The organism is Pseudomonas sp. NFPP24, from assembly GCF_900112095.1.
GTDB classification, from domain to species: domain Bacteria; phylum Pseudomonadota; class Gammaproteobacteria; order Pseudomonadales; family Pseudomonadaceae; genus Aquipseudomonas; species Aquipseudomonas extremorientalis.
This window is the reverse complement of the sequence record NZ_FOKD01000001.1, coordinates 459473-476871: the sequence shown is the minus strand read 5'-3', so window position 1 is coordinate 476871 and position 17399 is coordinate 459473. Positions and strand designations below refer to the sequence as shown.

Below are 17399 nucleotides of genomic sequence, written 5' to 3'. Positions count from 1 at the left end.
CTTCAGGGCGATTAAACAGCGAAGATCTTGCCAGGGTTCATGATCCCGTTCGGGTCGAACACCGCTTTGACAGCCTTCATGTATTCGATTTCAACCGGCGAGCGACTGTAGGTCAGGTAATCGCGCTTGGTCATGCCAACGCCGTGTTCGGCGGAGATCGAGCCGTTGTATTTCTCGACGGTTTCGAACACCCACTTGTTTACGGTGGCGCACTTGGCAAAGAACTCGTCCTTGCTCAGGTTTTCCGGCTTGAGGATGTTCAGGTGCAGGTTGCCGTCGCCGATGTGGCCGAACCAGACGATTTCGAAGTCCGGATAGTGCTCGCCGACGATCGCGTCAATTTCCTTCAAGAACGCCGGTACTTTGGAGACAGTCACCGAAATATCGTTCTTGTATGGGGTCCAGTGGGAAATGGTCTCGGAGATGTACTCGCGCAGTTTCCACAGGTTGTGCAGCTGGGTTTCACTCTGGCTCATCACACCGTCCAGCACCCAGCCTTGTTCCACGCAGTGCTCGAAGGTTTCCAGTGCGTGGTTGGCGACTTCTTCGGTGGTTGCTTCGAATTCCAGCAGCGCATAGAACGGGCACTCGGTTTCGAACGGCGCCGGCACGTCGCCACGGCCCATGACCTTGGCCAGGGCCTTGTCGGAGAAGAACTCGAAGGCGGTCAGGTCCAGCTTGCTCTGGAACGCGTGCAATACCGGCATGATCGAATCAAAGTCAGTAGTGCCGAGCACCATGGCGGTGAGGTTTTTCGGCGCACGGTCCAGGCGCATGGTGGCTTCGACCACAAAGCCCAGGGTGCCTTCGGCGCCGATGAACAGTTGGCGCATGTCGTAGCCGGTGGCGTTCTTGATCAGGTCGCGGTTCAGCTCCAGTACATCGCCCTTGCCGGTGACGACCTTCATGCCGGCCACCCAGTTGCGGGTCATGCCGTAGCGAATGACCTTGATTCCGCCGGCATTGGTGCCGATGTTGCCGCCAATCTGGCTGGAACCCGACGATGCGAAATCCACCGGGTAGTACAGGCCTTTTTCTTCGGCAACGTTCTGCAATTGCTTGGTGACCACGCCCGGCTGGCACACGGCGGTGCGGTCGGTGAGGTTCACGTCGAGGATCTGGTTCATGTAGTCGAACGACACCACCACTTCGCCATTGGCCGCCACGGCAGCGGCCGACAGGCCAGTACGCCCACCGGATGGCACCAGCGCCACCTTGTGGGTATTGGCCCAACGCACGATGGCCTGGACCTGCTCGGTGGTCTTGGGGAAGACGATGGCGGTCGGGGCGGGTGCGAAGTGCTTGGTCCAATCCTTGCCGTAAGCCTCCAGGGAGTCTGCATCGGTCAGCACTTTGCCGGGCTCAACCAGGGTCTTTAGCTCATCAATCAGGGCAGGATGGGTCATCGACAGAACTCTCGAACAATTCATGGTCATCCTGAGAACGCTTCACGTCGCAGGAATGAGTGTTTAGCGGGGCGCGTATGCTAGCATACCGCCCCCGCAGGACAGAGCCCAAGGGCGTTTCTGCGGTGACGGCTTTCCTGCCGTCCGGGTCAGCTTAAGCGATCCGATTCCCTGCCATTTTTCTCCGGGATACAGGTTTACGCAGATGAGCAAGACTTCTCTCGATAAGAGCAAGATCAAGTTCCTTCTTCTGGAAGGCGTCCACCCATCGGCCGTCGAAGTACTGAAGGCCGCCGGGTACTCCAGCATTGAGTACATCACCAGTTCTCTGCCGGAAGCCCAGCTCAAGGAAAAGATCGCCGACGCGCACTTTATCGGCATTCGCTCCCGCACTCAGCTGACCGAAGAAATCTTCGATCACGCCAAGAAACTCGTGGCGGTCGGCTGTTTCTGCATCGGCACCAACCAGGTCGACCTCTCTGCTGCGCGCGAGCGCGGCATCGCGGTGTTCAACGCACCGTACTCCAACACCCGTTCCGTGGCGGAGCTGGTGCTGGCCGAGGCCATCCTGTTGTTGCGCGGCATTCCCGAGAAGAACGCGTCCTGCCACCGTGGCGGCTGGATCAAGAGCGCGGCCAACTCCTTCGAGATCCGCGGCAAGAAGCTGGGCATCGTCGGTTACGGCTCGATCGGCACTCAGTTGTCGGTCCTGGCTGAAGGTCTCGGTATGCAGGTGTTCTTCTACGACACCCTGACCAAGCTGCCATTGGGCAACGCCACCCAAGTGGCCAGCCTGACCGAGCTGCTGGGCATGTCCGACATCGTGACCCTGCACGTTCCGGAAACCGCCGAGACCCAGTGGATGATCGGCGAGAAGGAAATCCGCGCCATCAAGAAGGGCGGCATCCTGATCAACGCCGCACGCGGCACCGTGGTCGAGCTGGACGCCCTGGCCGATGCGATCAAGGACAAGCACCTGATCGGCGCCGCCATCGACGTGTTCCCGGTTGAGCCTCGCTCCAACGACGACATCTTCGAAAGCCCGCTGCGTGGCCTGGACAACGTGATCCTGACCCCGCACATCGGCGGTTCCACCGCTGAAGCCCAAGCCAACATTGGCCTGGAAGTGGCCGAGAAGCTGGTCAAGTACAGCGACAACGGTACCTCGGTATCGTCCGTGAACTTCCCGGAAGTGGCCCTGCCGGCTCACCCTGGCAAACACCGTCTGCTGCACATCCACCAGAACATCCCTGGCGTGATGATGGAGATCAACAAGGTCTTCGCGGAAAACGGCATCAACATCTCCGGTCAGTTCCTGCAGACCAACGAGAAGGTCGGCTACGTGGTGATCGACGTCGACGCCGAGTACTCGGACCTGGCGCAAGAGAAGCTGCAGCACATCAACGGCACTATCCGTAGCCGCGTGTTGTTCTAAGGTTTCGACCGCACCACGAAAAAGGGAGCCCCTCGGGGCTCCCTTTTTTGCATCTGAACAAATCTTACTTGACGTTAACCGTGATCACTTTCGAGGCTACAGTGGGCTCGAACTGGCGGTGCACGTTATCGCCCGCCACCAGTTGCAAGGTGTGCTTGCCTGGGGCCAGTGTCAGTTCGGTTTCGGTTTGCGCCTTGCCGAAATGGATAGAGGTGGCGGTGGCCGGGATCGCCTCGTCTGCTTTGAGCGACTTCACGTCCTGGTCGACCAGCAGGTGATGGTGACCGGCACCGGGCACCTGCTTGTCGATCGGTTCCAGGTCCAGCCCCTTCACGCCAAACTTGACGGTGAAGGTCTTGTCGACGGTGGCGCCATCTTTGGGCGAGACGATAAACACCTCGGCGCCCTTGGGTGCGGGGGTGCGGGGAACATCAGCAGCGTTTGCCAACATCGAAGCACCCAGCATCAGGGAGGCCAGGGTGGCACGGGACAAAAGGGCTTTCATTCGCTTCTCCAGTTTTTCTGTGAAATCTGTAGGGTTAAGACAACTTCGCGACAAATTGCTGTCCAAGGCACTCAACACCATAGCAAAGCGATGCTGACCGGCGCCTCGCACATAAAAATTCTCTAGGAGTGACCATGCGCTTTTCGCCTGGCCTGTTACTGCTGCTTCCCCTTCTGAGCCCCCTGGCTCACGCCGAGCTGGTCGATGATGTGTTCGATCGTGGCGAACTGCGCATCGCCCTTGAAGCCAATACACCTCCGTTCAACTTCAAGGAAGGCGACAAACTCACCGGTTTCGAAGTGGAACTGGGTGAGCTGCTGGCAAAGGAAATGGATGTGCGCTCCTCGTTCATCACCACCGATGACGTCGACTTGCTGCCCGGCGTGGCAACCGGCAAGTACGACGTGGCCATCAACCATATCGCTAAGACTGCCGACCTTGAGGATCAGTTCGATTTCAGCGAGGTTTATCGCGAGGAGCCTGATTTGGTGATCCCGTTCCAGAAGGGTAACCCGGCGTTCAAGACGAGCCTGGACGGCGCGCTGAAGCGGGTGAAGGAGGATGGCCGGTTAAAGGCGCTGTCGCAGAAGTGGTTTGAAGGAGAAACCCCGACTACAGCCGCGCCAGTGCCCGCGCAGCCTCAGGCAGCTCCAGCTCACTGAACACCTGCACGCCGTGGCGCTTGAGCAGTGCCGCGGTTACGCCCTCGCCACTCACTTTCACGCCGGTAAAAGTGCCGTCATAGGTGAGCAGGTTGCCACAGGACGGGCTATTGGCCTTGAGCACGGCGATGCGGATAGCGTGGCGTTGAACCAGAGCCAGTGCCTGGCGGGCACCATCAAGGAACGCTGCGCTGAAATCTTCGCCCTCGGCCGTCAGCACCTGGGCACGCCCCTCCCACACATCCACACCCTGCCCGCCTGGGATCTCGGCAGCAGGTCGTGGCGTTGGCAAACCACCCGACACTTCCGGGCAGATCGCAACCACACGCCCCTCGGCCTGCCACGCGGCCAACTGGTCGAACGGCCCGCTGGCGCCACCGTCGTAACGCACCTTGTGCCCGAGCAGGCAGCGGCTGATCAGAATCTTTTGCATGCTCAGAACGGCTCGTTGCCCCGCCGGCGAAACCAGCCGGTGAGGGACAGGCGTTCGCGTGTGGCGGGCATCACTTCGTGGGGCACTTCGCCCGACAGGAACACCACCAGGCTACCGCCGGTGGGCACCACGTCGTATTCGACGCCGTTTTTGAGGTACATGCGCAACTGGCCGCCATGTTCGGGCAGCCAGGCATCGTTCAAGTAGATCACCGCCGAGACCATGCGCCGGTCATCGTCGCGGAAACGGTCCAGGTGCTTGAGGTAAAACGCCCCCGGCGGGTACATCGCGAAATGGCTTTCGAAGTCTTCCAGGCCCAGGAACAGGCCACGGTTCATGGCCAGGCGCAGGCTGTCCATCACCGCCATATAGGTGTCGCAAACCGCCGCATCGCCCTCTTCCAGCCACTGGATGTGGTCACCGCGAATGCCTTCACGGATCTCCTGGCTCGGGCCGCGCCCTACCGCTGCCGGGGCCAGCTCACCTTCGGCCTTGCGTTTACGGCACTCAGCCGCCAGTTCCAGGGTCAGAGCCTGGGGCAGGAAGCCGTCCTGTCGGGACCAGCCCTTTTCGGCCAGGTCGTCGACAATACGTTGCAGCAAGGGGTGATCGAAGGGCATTTGCATGGCGCGCATAGTATCCATACGCCTGTGAATCCGACAGAGCCGCCGAGCGTCTGAATACACTTTAGTCAGGTGACTGATAGGACTTCTCGACAAATCCTACGCCCGACACGGACAATAGTGGCCGACTGACAGGAGTCCCTATGCGTCGTTTGTTTTTTTCCTTACTGATGTTCTGCGTTTTGCCCGCCTGGGCAGACGGCCATGACCAGTTGTACAAGGTCGCCGGCTGGGCCGAACAACGTGCGCATTTCAATGACGCCCTCAGTGCCGCCCAGCAACGCTATCGCAATAGCCTGCCGCCGGCGGTGTACCAGGCGCTGGTGGACAACAGCAATAAACGCTTTGCCGCCCAGGCCATGGACCAGCGTGCCGAAGCGCAATTGCGCAAACACCTGGCGGACCCTGCGCCTGCCTTGGCGTTTTTCCAATCGCCCCTGGGCCGCAAGATTGTCGCCGCCGAATTGCTCGCCACCCGCCGTGACCAACTGGCGAAAAACGCCCAGGGTTTGCCGAAAATCGAAGCCGGCGCCACACGCAGCCTGATCATCGGCCACCTGGCCCAGGCCCTGCCGGCCCGTGAAGCCGGCGCGGAAGTCAGCCTGGCGATTGCCGGCGTGGCGGCCGACAGCCTGAGCCAGATGATCCCCGGCCTGCTGGGCGGCGGCCAGGCCCAAGGCATGTTGAACGGTCAACGTGAACGGTTGATGCAGCAGATCGACAAGGATCTGAACAACACGCTGCTGTACGTCTATCGGGATCTGTCCGACCCGGAGTTGGAAGAATTCGCGACGTTTGCGGAGTCGCCGGAAGGTAAGGCGTATTACCAGGCAGCCCTTGCCGCTATTCGCGCGGGCCTGGCGGTCGGCCAAAGCACCTCAAGCCTTGCGCAGTAAAAAATGTGGGAGGGGCAAGCACCCTCCCACATTTGGATCGTCTTAGTTCAGGTGCTGGGTGAGATACCTGAAGTACTGCTCGCGAATCTCCGGAATCTCATTGGCCAAGTGATGCCTGCCACGCGGCAGCATCAACACCTCCGGCTGGTCGAACTTGCTCCGCAACACCTGCAGGTTGTGCTGCCAGTCCACCGTCATGTCTTCTTCACCCTGCACGATCACCGGCCGCCGAGGGCTGCGCGGTGCGGCTTCGATGTGTTTGATCCAGCGCGCCAAGGCGCCCACCCAGGCGGTCGGCAACTGGCGCGGCTGCAGCGGGTCGGCTTCAAGGAACGGTTTGAACGCGGGGTCGTTGGTGTTTTCGCTGAACCGCCGCGCAATGCCTTTGACGAAGGGGCGCAGCAGGTAATAGCTGACCTGCGACCAGCCCCACGCACGCGGCCGCACCAGGGGGGACAGCAGGAAGGTCTTGCCCTGGGCGGGGCTGTCGGCGCCGTGGTGGAGCAGGTGGTCCACCACCACCGCGCCGCCGGTGCTTTGCCCGAACAGGTGCCAGGGTTGTGGTAATTGCAGGGCTTCGGCCTGGCTAAACAGGGCCTGCACCACGTGCTGGTACACCGCAAAATCGTCGATGCTGGCACGTGCGCCGCTGGACAGCCCATGCCCGGGCAGATCGCAGGCGATCAACACGAAGCCCTGGTCCAGCGCCCACTTCACCACATGACGGTACAGCCCCATGTGGTCGTAGAAGCCGTGGAACATGAACATCGTGGCCACCGGTGTGGGCGGCCACCACACTTGCGCGACCACCTCGAATCCATCCACCTCGAAGCGCCCCAGGCGACTCACCGCCTGGTCCAGCCCATAGAAACGCTGGTAGACCCGTGCCTCGGCTGAAAGCGGTTGCGCATCCACCAGGGGCTGCAAGCTTTCGCGCAGATGATCGGGGTCAAAGGTGACGGGCATAAAGGCTTCCAGACTGGCGGCGAAGATGAATATCGAGCTGCGATATTCATCTGTCAGGACAAGCATGGCAAGCTACGCGACCTTCGAGGATACATCTGAATGCGACAGCCCTACCGCACCGCTCTATTCGCCAGCCTGATCCTGGTTATCTGCGCCGGCGTGCTGTGGGCGGCGTATGACTGGTTCCAGGGCCGCTACCTGCGCGCCTTCAGCGAACACACGGCGGTGTTTTCCGGTGATCCATTGAAGCTGCCCGCCGACCTCGCCGGCCCCGGCCCGATCCGCCTGGTGCACTTCTGGGACCCAGCCTGCCCGTGCAACGTCGGCAACCAGCAGCACCTGGGCGAGTTGATCGAGCAGTACGCGCCCCAAGGCGTCGAGTTCTACGCCCTGCAAAAGCCCGGCAGCCACGGCCAACTGCCCGACAACCTGCGCACGATGAAAACCCTCGCCGCCCTGCCCGGCGCCGACCAGGTGCCGGCCAGCCCGGCCGTGGGGATCTGGGATCGCACAGGCAAGCTCGCGTATTTCGGGCCCTACAGCGAGGGCCTTACGTGCAATTCCAGCAACAGCTTTATTGAGCCGATCCTGAAGGCCCTTGAAGCGGGGCGCGAGATAAATGCTACTCACACCCTGGCGGTGGGCTGCTATTGTTCGTGGCCAAAAGGCTCGTAACCCGCCTCTCTCTTGGTAAGGAATGTTCATGAAGCGCGTCTTGCAGGTGTTCGCGGTTCTGGTCGTGCTGGCTGCCCTTGGCGCAGGCGCATACGTCTATAGCAAGCAGCCCACCCGCCAGGGCACGGTGACGCTGGCCAACCTGCAAGGCTCGGTCACGGTGCGCTACGACGACCGTGGCGTGCCGCATATCCGCGCCGAGAACGAAACCGACCTGTATCGCGCCCTGGGCTATGTGCATGCCCAGGACCGTCTGTTCCAGATGGAAATCATGCGGCGCCTGGCGCGTGGCGAACTGGCCGAAGTGCTCGGGCCGAAGGTGCTGGAGACCGACAAACTGTTCCGCAGCCTGCGCATTCGCGACCGCGCCGCGACCTATGTGGCGCAACTGGATCATGAGTCGGCGCACTGGAAGGCCCTGCAAGCCTATCTGGACGGGATCAACCAGTATCAGGACAGCCACGCCCGCCCGATGGAGTTCGACGTGCTGGGCATCCCCAAGCGGCCGTTCACCGCCGAAGACACCATCAGCGTCGCCGGGTATATGGCCTACAGCTTTGCCGCCGCGTTTCGCACCGAGCCTTTGCTGACTTACGTACGCGACCAGTTGGGCAGCGACTACCTGAAAATCTTTGACCTCGACTGGCAGCCCAAGGGCGCCCTCAACCTCGCCGCCAGCGACTGGCAGACCCTCGGCGCCCTCGCGTCACTGAGCGAACAGGCCCTGGCCGACAACGGCCTGCCGCAGTTCGAAGGCAGTAACGCCTGGGCCATCAGCGGCAACCGTACCAAGAGCGGCAAGCCGTTGCTGGCGGGTGACCCGCATATTCGTTTCTCGGTGCCGTCGGTGTGGTACGAAGTGCAGCTGTCGGCGCCGGGTTTCGAGCTGTATGGCTATCACAACGCACTGGTGCCGATGGCGTTCCTGGGACACAACCTGGATTTCGGCTGGAGCCTGACCATGTTCCAGAACGACGACCTCGACCTGATCGCCGAGAAGGTCAACCCGGACAACGCCAACCAGGTCTGGTACCACGGCCAGTGGGTCGACATGACCCGCACCGAGCAACAGATCGCGGTGAAGGGCCAGGCGCCGGTGACGTTGACCCTGCGCCAATCGCCACACGGCCCGATCATCAATGACGTGCTCGGCGAGAACGCCGGCAAGACCCCGATTGCCATGTGGTGGGCGTTCCTCGATACCCAGAACCCTATCCTCGAAGGCTTCTACCAGCTCAACCGCGCCGACACGCTGGCCAAGGCGCGAGCTGCTGCAGCCAAGGTCTCCGCGCCGGGCCTGAATATCGTGTGGGCCAACGCCAAGGGCGATATCGGCTGGTGGGCAGCGGCGCAATTGCCGATCCGCCCGGCCGGAGTCAACCCCGGTTTCATCCTCGATGGCAGTACCGAACAAGCCGACAAGTTGGGCTTCTACCCCTTCACCGCCAACCCGCAGGAAGAGAACCCGGCGCGCGGCTATGTGGTGTCAGCCAACGCTCAGCCCGTGTCGCCCACCGGCATGGAAATCCCCGGCTATTACAACCTGGCCGACCGTGGCCGGCAGTTGAATGCGCAGTTGAGCGACAAGAGCGTGAAATGGGATGTGAACAACAGTCAGGCCTTGCAACTGGGCACCACCACGGCTTTCGGCCCGCGCCTGCTGGCGCCGCTGCTGCCGGTACTGCGTGAGGTGGTCAAGGACCCGGCGCAGCTGAAACTGGTGGAGCAGCTTGCCAGCTGGAAGGGTGACTACCCGCTGGACTCCACCAGCGCCACGCTGTTCAACCAGTTCCTGTTCAACCTCGCGGACGCGGCCTTCCACCCGAAGCTCGGCGACGGTATGTTCAAGACCCTGCTCACCACCCGCGTGATCGACGCCGCCCTGCCACGCCTGGCCGCCACGCCGGATTCGCCGTGGTGGGACGGCAAGCGCGCTGACACCGTCAAGCTCGCCTGGGACAACAGCCTCGCGCACCTCAAGGCCACCCTCGGCGATGACCCGGGCCAATGGCAGTGGGGCACCGCGCATACCCTGACCCACGGCCATCCATTGGGCATGCAGAAGCCTTTGGAAAAGGTGTTCAACGTCGGCCCGTTCCCTGCGCCGGGCACCCATGAAGTGCCGAACAACCAGTCGGCCATGATCGGCCCGGCGCCGTGGCCGGTCACCTACGGCCCCTCGACCCGCCGCTTGATCGACTTCGCCGATGCGGCTCACGCACTGACCATCAACCCGGTCGGGCAAAGTGGCGTGCCGTTTGACCGACACTACAGCGACCAGGCCGAAACCTACATTGAAGGTGGCTACGAACAGGCGCATTTCACCGATGAGGAAGTGACGGCCAATACGCGCGGGACACTGAAGCTGTTGCCCGCGCGCGCGCCGCAGTAACCGGCGCCTATACCGGCGCCGCAAAGTTAAGCCGGAACTGTTGCGGCGTCACGCCCAGGCGGCGGTTGAACACACTGCGCATGTGCTGGGCGTCGCGAAAGCCGCATTGGTAGGCCACGGTCTTGAGCGGTGCGGGGCTGCTTTCCAGCATGACCCGCGCCGCATCCACCCGCGCCCGCTCGACAAACTCCGCCGGCGTGATCCGCGCCTCACGGGCAAACACCCGGGAGAAGTTGCGTGCGCTCATGTTCGCGGCCTTGGCCAGATCGGCAATGGTCAGGTCCCCGGTCAGGTTCGCCAACACATACAACTGCACCAGCGCTACCGCCGAGGTGGTTTCGGCGTGGGGCGTCAGAAACGGGCTGAACTGCGACTGCCCGCCAGACCGCTGGGTGAACACCACCAGGCGCTTGGCCACGCTCAGCGCGACTTCCGGGCCATGATCCTGGGCCAACAGATACAACGACAGATCGATGCCCGCCGTGACCCCGGCCGAGGTGTAGAGACTGCCGTCCTGCACGTAGAGACGGTCGGCTTCGACCTGAGCCGTGGGGCACAAGCGCGCCAGATCCGCCGCATCGTTCCAGTGGGTGGTGACGGTTTTCCCGTCCAGCAGCCCGGCGCGGGCCAGCAGGAAAGCGCCGTTGCAGATCGAGCCGAAGCGCTGCGCACGCGCCGTGGCGCCACGCAACCAAGCATCGAACTCGGCGCCGAAGTCTTCGAAGGGCAACTGCGGACCACCCGCCACCAGCAGCAGGTCATATGCTTGCAACGCTTCGCTGTAGTGCCGGTGGGCCTGCAATGACAGGCCGTTGGAAGCAACCATGTTGCCGTGACCGAAGCCGATGACGTCCAACCGGTAATGATCCTGCGACGGCAGAAAACGGTTGGCTTCGCAGAACACGTCCATGGGACCGCTCACGTCCAGTGACTGGACGCCGGGGAAGATCAGGATGGCTACGGTTTTTTGCATGGGTAGACCTTTATGTCCGGGCGAACGCAAAACCCTGCGGGAGCTGGCTTGCCTGCGATGCAAGCGACTCGGTCCATCAGGTATACCGAGGTGATGATATCGCAGCGGTGCGGCGATCCGACAAGCCAGCGCCCACATTTGCCCGAGTACACCCTTGGCGTGATATGCCAGCACATTGGCCGGGATCGCTCCCCCGCCGCGATGGCCCCTTGGCGGGCACGCGAACAGACTGGACTCATCGGCGCCACCCCCGGCGCTTTGTTGAGGAGAACCACCATGACCACCACCATCGCCGGCATCCCGATTCCGGACAGCGCCCTGGCCAAGGCCACCACCGAATACATCCGCGACGTCGAATCCGACCTGCTCTACCACCACTCGCGCCGGGTATTCCTGTTCGGCGCCTTGAGCGGTGAACGCAAGCAACTGGCCTACAACCCGGAGCTGCTTTACGTCGGCGCGATGTTCCATGACTTGGGCCTGGTGGAGGGGCATCGCAGTGACAACGAGCGCTTCGAAGTGGATGGCGCCAACGCCGCAGCCGCGTTCCTCAAGCCGTACGGGCTGAGCGATGACGATATCGAACAGGTGTGGCTGTCCATCGCCCTGCACACCACGCCGGGCGTGCCGCAGCATTTGCGCCCGACTGTGGCACTGGTGACGGCCGGCGTCGAAATGGACGTGCTGGGCATGGACTACGCCGCGTTTTCCAGCTTGCAGCGCGAAGCCGTGGTGCATGCGCACCCACGCGGCGAGGGGTTCAAGGAGTGCATCATCTGCGCGTTTGCCGACGGCTTGCGCCATCGTCCTCAGACCACGTTCGGCAACGTGAAGACGGATGTGCTGGTGGATCAGGAGCCAGGGTTCAAACCGATGAATTTTGTGGAGGTGATCCGCAAGTCGCCCTGGACTTGAAATGCAGTCAAACGTGGGAGGGGGCTTGCCCCCGATAGCGGAGCATCAGCCACATATCCATTGGCTGACACACTGTCATCGGGGGCAAGCCCCCTCCCACATTTAGACCGGTGCAGCTGCCCGGCGCTTGTCCGGCTGCTGCCAGCCATCGGCAGCGGCTTCTTCAATCGCTTGCTGAATGGCCTTCTTGCGCATCTCTTCGGCACGCCGGCTGAAGAACCACACCAGGAAGGTCACCAGCGACACCGCCAGCAGGATCAGGCTGGCCACGGCGTTGATTTCGGGTTTGACCCCAAGGCGCACCGCCGAGAACACTTCCATCGGCAGGGTCGTCGAGCCCGGGCCCGATACGAAACTGGCAAGCACAAGGTCATCCAGGGACAACGCGAACGACATCATGCCGCCCGCCGCCAGCGACGGCGCAATCATCGGGATGGTGATCAGGAAGAACACCTTCCACGGCCGCGCACCCAGGTCCATCGCCGCTTCTTCGATCGACAGGTCCAGCTCACGCAAGCGCGCCGACACCACCACCGCCACATACGCCGCGCAGAACGTGGTGTGGGCGATCCAGATGGTGACGATGCCACGCTCCTGGGGCCAGCCGATCATCTGCGCCATGGCCACAAACAGCAGCAACAGCGACAGACCGGTGATCACCTCGGGCATCACCAATGGCGCGGTCACCAGGCCGCCAAACAGCGTGCGGCCCTTGAACTGGCTGATGCGCGTCAGCACGAAGGCCGCCAGGGTGCCCAGCGCTACCGCAGCCACTGCCGTGTAGCAGGCGATTTCCAGGGAACGCGCCACCGAACCCATCAACTGGGTGTTGTCCAGAAGGCCCACGTACCACTTGATCGACCAACCGCCCCACACTGTTACCAGCTTGGATTCGTTGAACGAGTAGATCACCAGGATCAGCATCGGCAGGTAGATGAACAGCAACCCCGCCACCAGCATGAAACTCGAGAAACTGAAGCGCTTCATACCTTGCCCTCCATCTCTTTGGCTTGGCTGCGGTTGAACAGGATGATCGGCACGATCAGGATCGCCAGCATCACCACCGCCAGGGCAGAGGCCACCGGCCAGTCACGGTTGTTGAAGAACTCTTGCCACAACACTTTACCGATCATCAGGGTTTCCGGGCCGCCCAGCAGTTCCGGGATCACGAACTCGCCCACGACGGGGATGAACACCAGCATGCAACCGGCGATGATGCCGTTCTTGGACAGCGGCACGGTGATCTTCCAGAAGCTGTTGAAGGTGCTCGAACCCAGGTCCGAAGCGGCTTCCAGCAGGCTCTGGTCGTGTTTCACCAGGTTGGCGTACAGCGGCAGGATCATGAATGGCAGGTACGAATAGACCACGCCGATATACACCGCGATGTTGGTGTTGAGGATCTGCAGCGGCTCGTTGATCAACCCGATGGACAGCAGGAAGCCATTGAGCAAACCGTTGTTGCTGAGGATGCCCATCCACGCATACACGCGGATCAGGATCGCGGTCCAGGTCGGCATCATGATCAGCAGCACCAGCACGGTCTGCATCTCTTTGCGCGCACTGGCGATGGCATAGGCCATCGGGTAGCCGATCAACAGGCACAGCAGCGTGCTGAAGAACGCCATTTTCAGCGAGCCCAGGTACGCAGCGATGTACAACTCGTCGTCGCCGAGCATCGCGTAGTTGCCCAGGTTGAGCACCAACTGCAGTTTCTGCTCAACGAAGGTGTAGATCTCGGTATACGGCGGGATCGCCACGTCAGCTTCGGCAAAACTGATCTTCAGGACGATGAAGAACGGCAGCATGAAGAACAGGAACAGCCACAGGAAGGGAATGCCAATGACCGCATGACGGCCACTGGGCGTTATTCGTTGCAGGCGGCGCTTGAGCTTCTTCATGTTCATGAGCGCAGTACCACGCCGCTGTCGTCTTCCCACCATACGTAGACCTGGTCACCCCAGGTTGGCCGCTGGCCACGGCGCTCGGCGTTGGCCACAAAGGACTGCACCAGCTTGCCGCTCGGCAACTCCACGTAGAACACCGAATGGCCGCCCAGGTAGGCAATATCGTGCACCTTGCCGCTGGACCAGTTGTGCTCGCAGGTCGGCATTTCGGTGGTGACCAACAGTTTTTCCGGGCGGATGGCGTAGGTTACCGACTTGTCTTCCACCGAGGTGGCGATGCCGTAGCCCACATAGATGTCGCGGTCCAGGTCCGGGCACTTGAGCACCGCGTGGCCTTCGGCGTCATCGACCACTTGGGTGTCGAAGATGTTGACGTTGCCGATGAACTCGCACACCAGGCGGCTGGTAGGCGTTTCGTAAATGTCGATCGGGCTGCCGATCTGGGCGATCCAGCCCAGGTGCATGATCGCGATGCGCTCGGCCATGGTCATGGCCTCTTCCTGGTCGTGTGTCACCATCACGCAGGTCACGCCCACGCGCTCGATGATCTCCACCAACTCCAGTTGCATCTGCGAACGCAGCTTCTTGTCGAGGGCGCCCATGGGCTCATCGAGCAACAGCAGTTTCGGACGCTTGGCCAGGGAACGGGCCAGGGCCACACGCTGGCGCTGGCCACCGGACAACTGGTGCGGCTTGCGCTTGGCGTACTGGCTCATCTGCACCAGTTTGAGCATCTCGGCCACGCGGGCGTCGATCTCGGCCTTGGGGATCTTGTCCTGTTGCAGGCCGAAGGCGATGTTCTGCGCCACGGTCATGTGCGGGAACAGGGCGTAGGACTGGAACATCATGTTGATCGGCCGCTCGTAGGGCGGCATGTCGGTGATGTCCTCGCCGTCGAGGTAGATGCGGCCCTCGGTCGGGCGCTCGAAACCTGCGAGCATGCGCAGCAAGGTGGACTTGCCCGAACCCGAACCGCCGAGCAGGGCGAAGATCTCGCCCTTCTTGATTTCCAGGGACACATCGTCCACGGCAATCGTCTCGTCGAACTTCTTCGTGACCCGGTCGATTTTGACCAGCACCTTCTTCGGTGTCTGGTCCCCTTCGAGGGCTTTCTTATAGGCGCCGGAGGCAACTGCCATTTACGAAACTCCCAACAAAAATTTCTGTGCGCCCGAGGCGGGCGAACCTTGGATAGGTTGAGCCTTACTTGCCCGTCTTGACCTTGGTCCAGCTACGGGTCATCAAACGTTGCACTTTCGGGGGTAGCTCGAAGTTGACGAAGGTCCTGTCGAGTACCGCCTGCGGTGGGTAAACCGCTTCGTCCGTGCGTATCGATTGCTTCATCAGTTTGTCCGCCCCTGGGTTAGGGTTGGCGTAACCGACGTAATCACTGACCTGGGCGATCACCTCAGGTTGCAGCAAATAGTTGATGAAGGCGTGGGCCTCTTTGACGTTGGTGGCATCCTTGGGGATGGCCAGCACGTCGAACCACAGGTTGCCGCCTTCCTTCGGAATCGCGTAGGCGATGTTCACGCCCTTGCCCGCTTCGCTTGCGCGAGCCTTGGCCTGGAACACATCGCCGGAGAACCCGGCCGCCACGCAGATGTTGCCGTTGGCCAGGTCCGAGATGTATTTGGAAGAATGGAAGTAGGTCACGTAGGGCCGCACTTTGAGCAGCTTGGCTTCGGCCTTCTTGTAGTCTTCAGGGTTCTCGCTGTTGGGGTTCAGGCCCATGTAGTTGAGCACTGCCGGCAGCATTTCGTCCGCCGAGTCCATGAACGACACGCCGCACGTCGCCAGTTTCTTCATGTTTTCCGGCTCGAACAGCACGGCCCAGGAATCGATATGGTCGACGCCCAGCACTTCCTTCACTTTATCGACGTTGTAGCCGATGCCATTGGTGCCCCACAGGTACGGTACGGCGTACTGGTTGCCCGGGTCGTTCTTTTCCAGGCGCTTGAGCAGCGCCGGGTCAAGGTTGGCGTAATTTGTCAGCAACGACTTGTCGAGCTTCTGGAATGCCCCGGCCTTGATCTGCTTGCCCAGGAAGTGGTTGGACGGCACCACCACGTCGTAGCCGGTACGCCCGGCCAGCAGCTTGCCTTCCAGGGTTTCGTTGGAGTCAAACACGTCATACACGGGCTTGATGCCGCTGGCCTTTTCGAAGTTGGCCAGGGTGTCGTCGCCGATGTAATCCGACCAGTTATAAATATGCACGGTCGGTGCGGCCTGTACGCTCAACGTCAGCGTGATACCTGCACCCACCAGCATGGCTTTGCGAAATAAAGAAATTGGCAAGTGGAGGTCCTCTTAAATAGTTGGGCCCAAAGTTGTTGCCCGGCAACAAAACCGGCGCGCAACTTACCCTCGATAAACCGATCCGGCAAAACTTTCTGTTATTTAATTTGTGAGAGGGGCAGTCAAACTGCCCCTCCACCGGTTTCAGGGCTTACTTACCGGACTTGATCTTGGTCCAGCTGCGTGTCATTTCACGCTGGGTCGCAGCCGGCAGGTCGGCAATGGCGTAGAGCTTGGCCTGCACTTCCGCTGGCGGGTAGATGCCCGGGTCGCTGGTGATATCTTTGTCGACCAGTGCGGTGGCCTTCTCGTTACCGTTCGGGAAACGCACGCTGTTGGTGATCGACGCCATGACTTCCGGCTTGAGCAGGTAGTTCATGAACTTGTAGGCCGCGTCGACGTTCTCGGCATCTTTAGGGATGGCGACCATGTCGAAGAAGCTGCCAGCGCCTTCTTTCGGAATGTCATAGGCCACCTTGACCTTGCCACCGGCTTCGGCCGCGCGGGACTTGGCCTGCTGGATGTCACCCGAGTAACCCACGGCCACGCAGATGTTGCCGTTGGCCAGGTCGGAAATGTACTTGGACGAGTGGAAGTAGCCGATCGAAGGACGGATCTTCAGGAACAGCGCTTCGGCCTGCTTGAGGTCGTCTTTCTTCTGGCTGTCGGTCGGCAGGCCCAGGTAGTGCAGCGCGATCGGCAGCATTTCGGTTGGCGAATCGAGGAAGCTCACGCCGCAGCTTTTGAGCTTGGCGATGTTTTCAGGCTTGAGCAGCACGTCCCACGAGTCGATCTTGTCCACGCCCAGCGCGGCCTTGACCTTCTCCGGGTTGTAGCCGATACCGATCGAGCCCCACATGTACGGGAAGGCGTGCTTGTTGTCCGGGTCGCTGACCGACACGGCCTTGAGCAGGGATTTGTTCAGGTTGTCGTAGTTGGACAGCTTGGACTTGTCCAGCTCCTGGTAGACACCGGCCTTGATCTGCTTGGCGAGGAAGTTGTTCGACGGCACGACGATGTCGTAACCGGACTTGCCTGCCAGCAACTTGGCTTCCAGGGTTTCGTTGCTGTCAAAAACGTCGTACACCACCTTGATGCCCGACTCTTTTTCAAAGTTGGCGATGGTGTCCGGTGCAATGTAGTCGGACCAGTTGTAGACGTGCAGCACTTTATCGTCTGCCTGGGCCGCGCCCGCCATTGCGCCCATCAGGGACAAGGCGAGGAGGGTCTTGCCAGCGTTCTTCAAACCTAATGCCTTCATTTGGTGATGCTCCGATTTTTTCTTTTTTGGGCCACAAGCTTTCAATGTTGAGTAG

The 17399-nt window shown here is 61.2% G+C and carries 17 protein-coding genes; 6 read left to right on the top strand and 11 right to left on the bottom strand.

Going from position 1 to position 17399, the window contains the following annotated elements; all coding sequences use genetic code 11:
• Positions 1-11 precede the first annotated feature (11 nt).
• Positions 12-1406: an FAD-binding oxidoreductase gene (locus BM026_RS02185; protein ID WP_016979015.1), complete on the bottom strand. Its 1395-nt coding sequence runs from the start codon at positions 1404-1406 to the stop codon at positions 12-14.
• A gap of 205 nt (positions 1407-1611) precedes the next feature.
• Here BM026_RS02185 and serA point away from each other — a divergent pair, with 205 nt between their 5' ends.
• Positions 1612-2841, top strand: a complete 1230-nt coding sequence (gene serA, locus BM026_RS02175; protein ID WP_071490418.1) for a phosphoglycerate dehydrogenase — start codon at positions 1612-1614, stop codon at positions 2839-2841.
• 64 nt (positions 2842-2905) lie between these two features.
• On the opposite strand, the gene BM026_RS02170 is transcribed toward serA, so the two are convergent.
• Positions 2906-3346 carry a DUF4399 domain-containing protein gene (locus tag BM026_RS02170; RefSeq protein WP_092241842.1) on the bottom strand — a complete coding sequence of 147 codons (441 nt, stop codon included), beginning with the start codon at positions 3344-3346 and terminating at the stop codon, positions 2906-2908.
• A 134-nt stretch (positions 3347-3480) separates the two neighbouring features.
• On the opposite strand from BM026_RS02170, the gene BM026_RS02165 reads away from it, so the two are divergent.
• Positions 3481-4008 (top strand): transporter substrate-binding domain-containing protein, encoded by a 528-nt coding sequence (locus tag BM026_RS02165; RefSeq protein WP_093514100.1) that lies wholly within the window; start codon positions 3481-3483, stop codon positions 4006-4008.
• Here BM026_RS02165 and BM026_RS02160 read toward each other — a convergent pair.
• Together BM026_RS02160 and BM026_RS02155 are read right to left on the bottom strand one after the other, a co-directional pair.
• Entirely contained in the window at positions 3959-4441 is a 483-nt protein-coding gene (locus tag BM026_RS02160; RefSeq protein WP_071490420.1) for a 2-thiouracil desulfurase family protein, read from the bottom strand. The genes BM026_RS02165 and BM026_RS02160 overlap by 50 nt on opposite strands.
• A gap of 2 nt (positions 4442-4443) precedes the next feature.
• Positions 4444-5076, bottom strand: coding sequence for a 2OG-Fe(II) oxygenase (locus BM026_RS02155; protein ID WP_071490421.1), 633 nt, complete (start codon positions 5074-5076; stop codon positions 4444-4446).
• A 131-nt stretch (positions 5077-5207) separates the two neighbouring features.
• Here BM026_RS02155 and BM026_RS02150 point away from each other — a divergent pair, with 131 nt between their 5' ends.
• The gene (locus BM026_RS02150) at positions 5208-5960 is read left to right on the top strand and encodes a DUF2059 domain-containing protein (RefSeq protein WP_071490422.1); all 753 of its coding nucleotides are present in this window, start codon (positions 5208-5210) and stop codon (positions 5958-5960) included.
• A 42-nt stretch (positions 5961-6002) separates the two neighbouring features.
• Here BM026_RS02150 and BM026_RS02145 read toward each other — a convergent pair whose 3' ends face one another.
• The gene (locus BM026_RS02145) at positions 6003-6926 is read right to left on the bottom strand and encodes a phospholipase BipL (RefSeq protein WP_093527363.1); all 924 of its coding nucleotides are present in this window, start codon (positions 6924-6926) and stop codon (positions 6003-6005) included.
• 99 nt (positions 6927-7025) lie between these two features.
• Here BM026_RS02145 and BM026_RS02140 point away from each other — a divergent pair, with 99 nt between their 5' ends.
• Positions 7026-7601 (top strand): DUF6436 domain-containing protein, encoded by a 576-nt coding sequence (locus BM026_RS02140; RefSeq protein ID WP_093527211.1) that lies wholly within the window; start codon positions 7026-7028, stop codon positions 7599-7601.
• A 28-nt stretch (positions 7602-7629) separates the two neighbouring features.
• The gene (locus tag BM026_RS02135; protein ID WP_093527209.1) at positions 7630-9993 is read left to right on the top strand and encodes a penicillin acylase family protein; all 2364 of its coding nucleotides are present in this window, start codon (positions 7630-7632) and stop codon (positions 9991-9993) included.
• 7 nt (positions 9994-10000) lie between these two features.
• Here BM026_RS02135 and BM026_RS02130 read toward each other — a convergent pair whose 3' ends face one another.
• Positions 10001-10966: a GlxA family transcriptional regulator gene (locus tag BM026_RS02130; RefSeq protein ID WP_093120535.1), complete on the bottom strand. Its 966-nt coding sequence runs from the start codon at positions 10964-10966 to the stop codon at positions 10001-10003.
• 276 nt (positions 10967-11242) lie between these two features.
• Between BM026_RS02130 and BM026_RS02125 the strand changes: the two genes are divergently transcribed.
• Positions 11243-11881, top strand: coding sequence for an HD domain-containing protein (locus BM026_RS02125; RefSeq protein WP_071490426.1), 639 nt, complete (start codon positions 11243-11245; stop codon positions 11879-11881).
• A 102-nt stretch (positions 11882-11983) separates the two neighbouring features.
• Here the strand turns inward: BM026_RS02125 and BM026_RS02120 are convergent, their stop codons facing one another.
• From BM026_RS02120 to BM026_RS02100, 5 genes are all read right to left on the bottom strand, one after another.
• Positions 11984-12868 carry an ABC transporter permease subunit gene (locus BM026_RS02120; RefSeq protein WP_058426490.1) on the bottom strand — a complete coding sequence of 295 codons (885 nt, stop codon included), beginning with the start codon at positions 12866-12868 and terminating at the stop codon, positions 11984-11986.
• Positions 12865-13785 (bottom strand): ABC transporter permease subunit, encoded by a 921-nt coding sequence (locus BM026_RS02115; protein ID WP_092241816.1) that lies wholly within the window; start codon positions 13783-13785, stop codon positions 12865-12867. The genes BM026_RS02120 and BM026_RS02115 overlap by 4 nt, the downstream gene beginning before the upstream one ends.
• On the bottom strand, positions 13782-14924 hold the full coding sequence (locus BM026_RS02110; protein WP_010207336.1) for an ABC transporter ATP-binding protein: 1143 nt from the start codon (positions 14922-14924) through the stop codon (positions 13782-13784). Before BM026_RS02110 ends, BM026_RS02115 begins: the two co-directional genes overlap by 4 nt.
• 64 nt (positions 14925-14988) lie before the next feature.
• Positions 14989-16083, bottom strand: a complete 1095-nt coding sequence (locus BM026_RS02105) for a polyamine ABC transporter substrate-binding protein (RefSeq protein ID WP_071490428.1) — start codon at positions 16081-16083, stop codon at positions 14989-14991.
• 151 nt (positions 16084-16234) lie between these two features.
• Positions 16235-17329: a polyamine ABC transporter substrate-binding protein gene (locus BM026_RS02100; protein WP_093120911.1), complete on the bottom strand. Its 1095-nt coding sequence runs from the start codon at positions 17327-17329 to the stop codon at positions 16235-16237.
• Positions 17330-17399 lie beyond the last annotated feature (70 nt).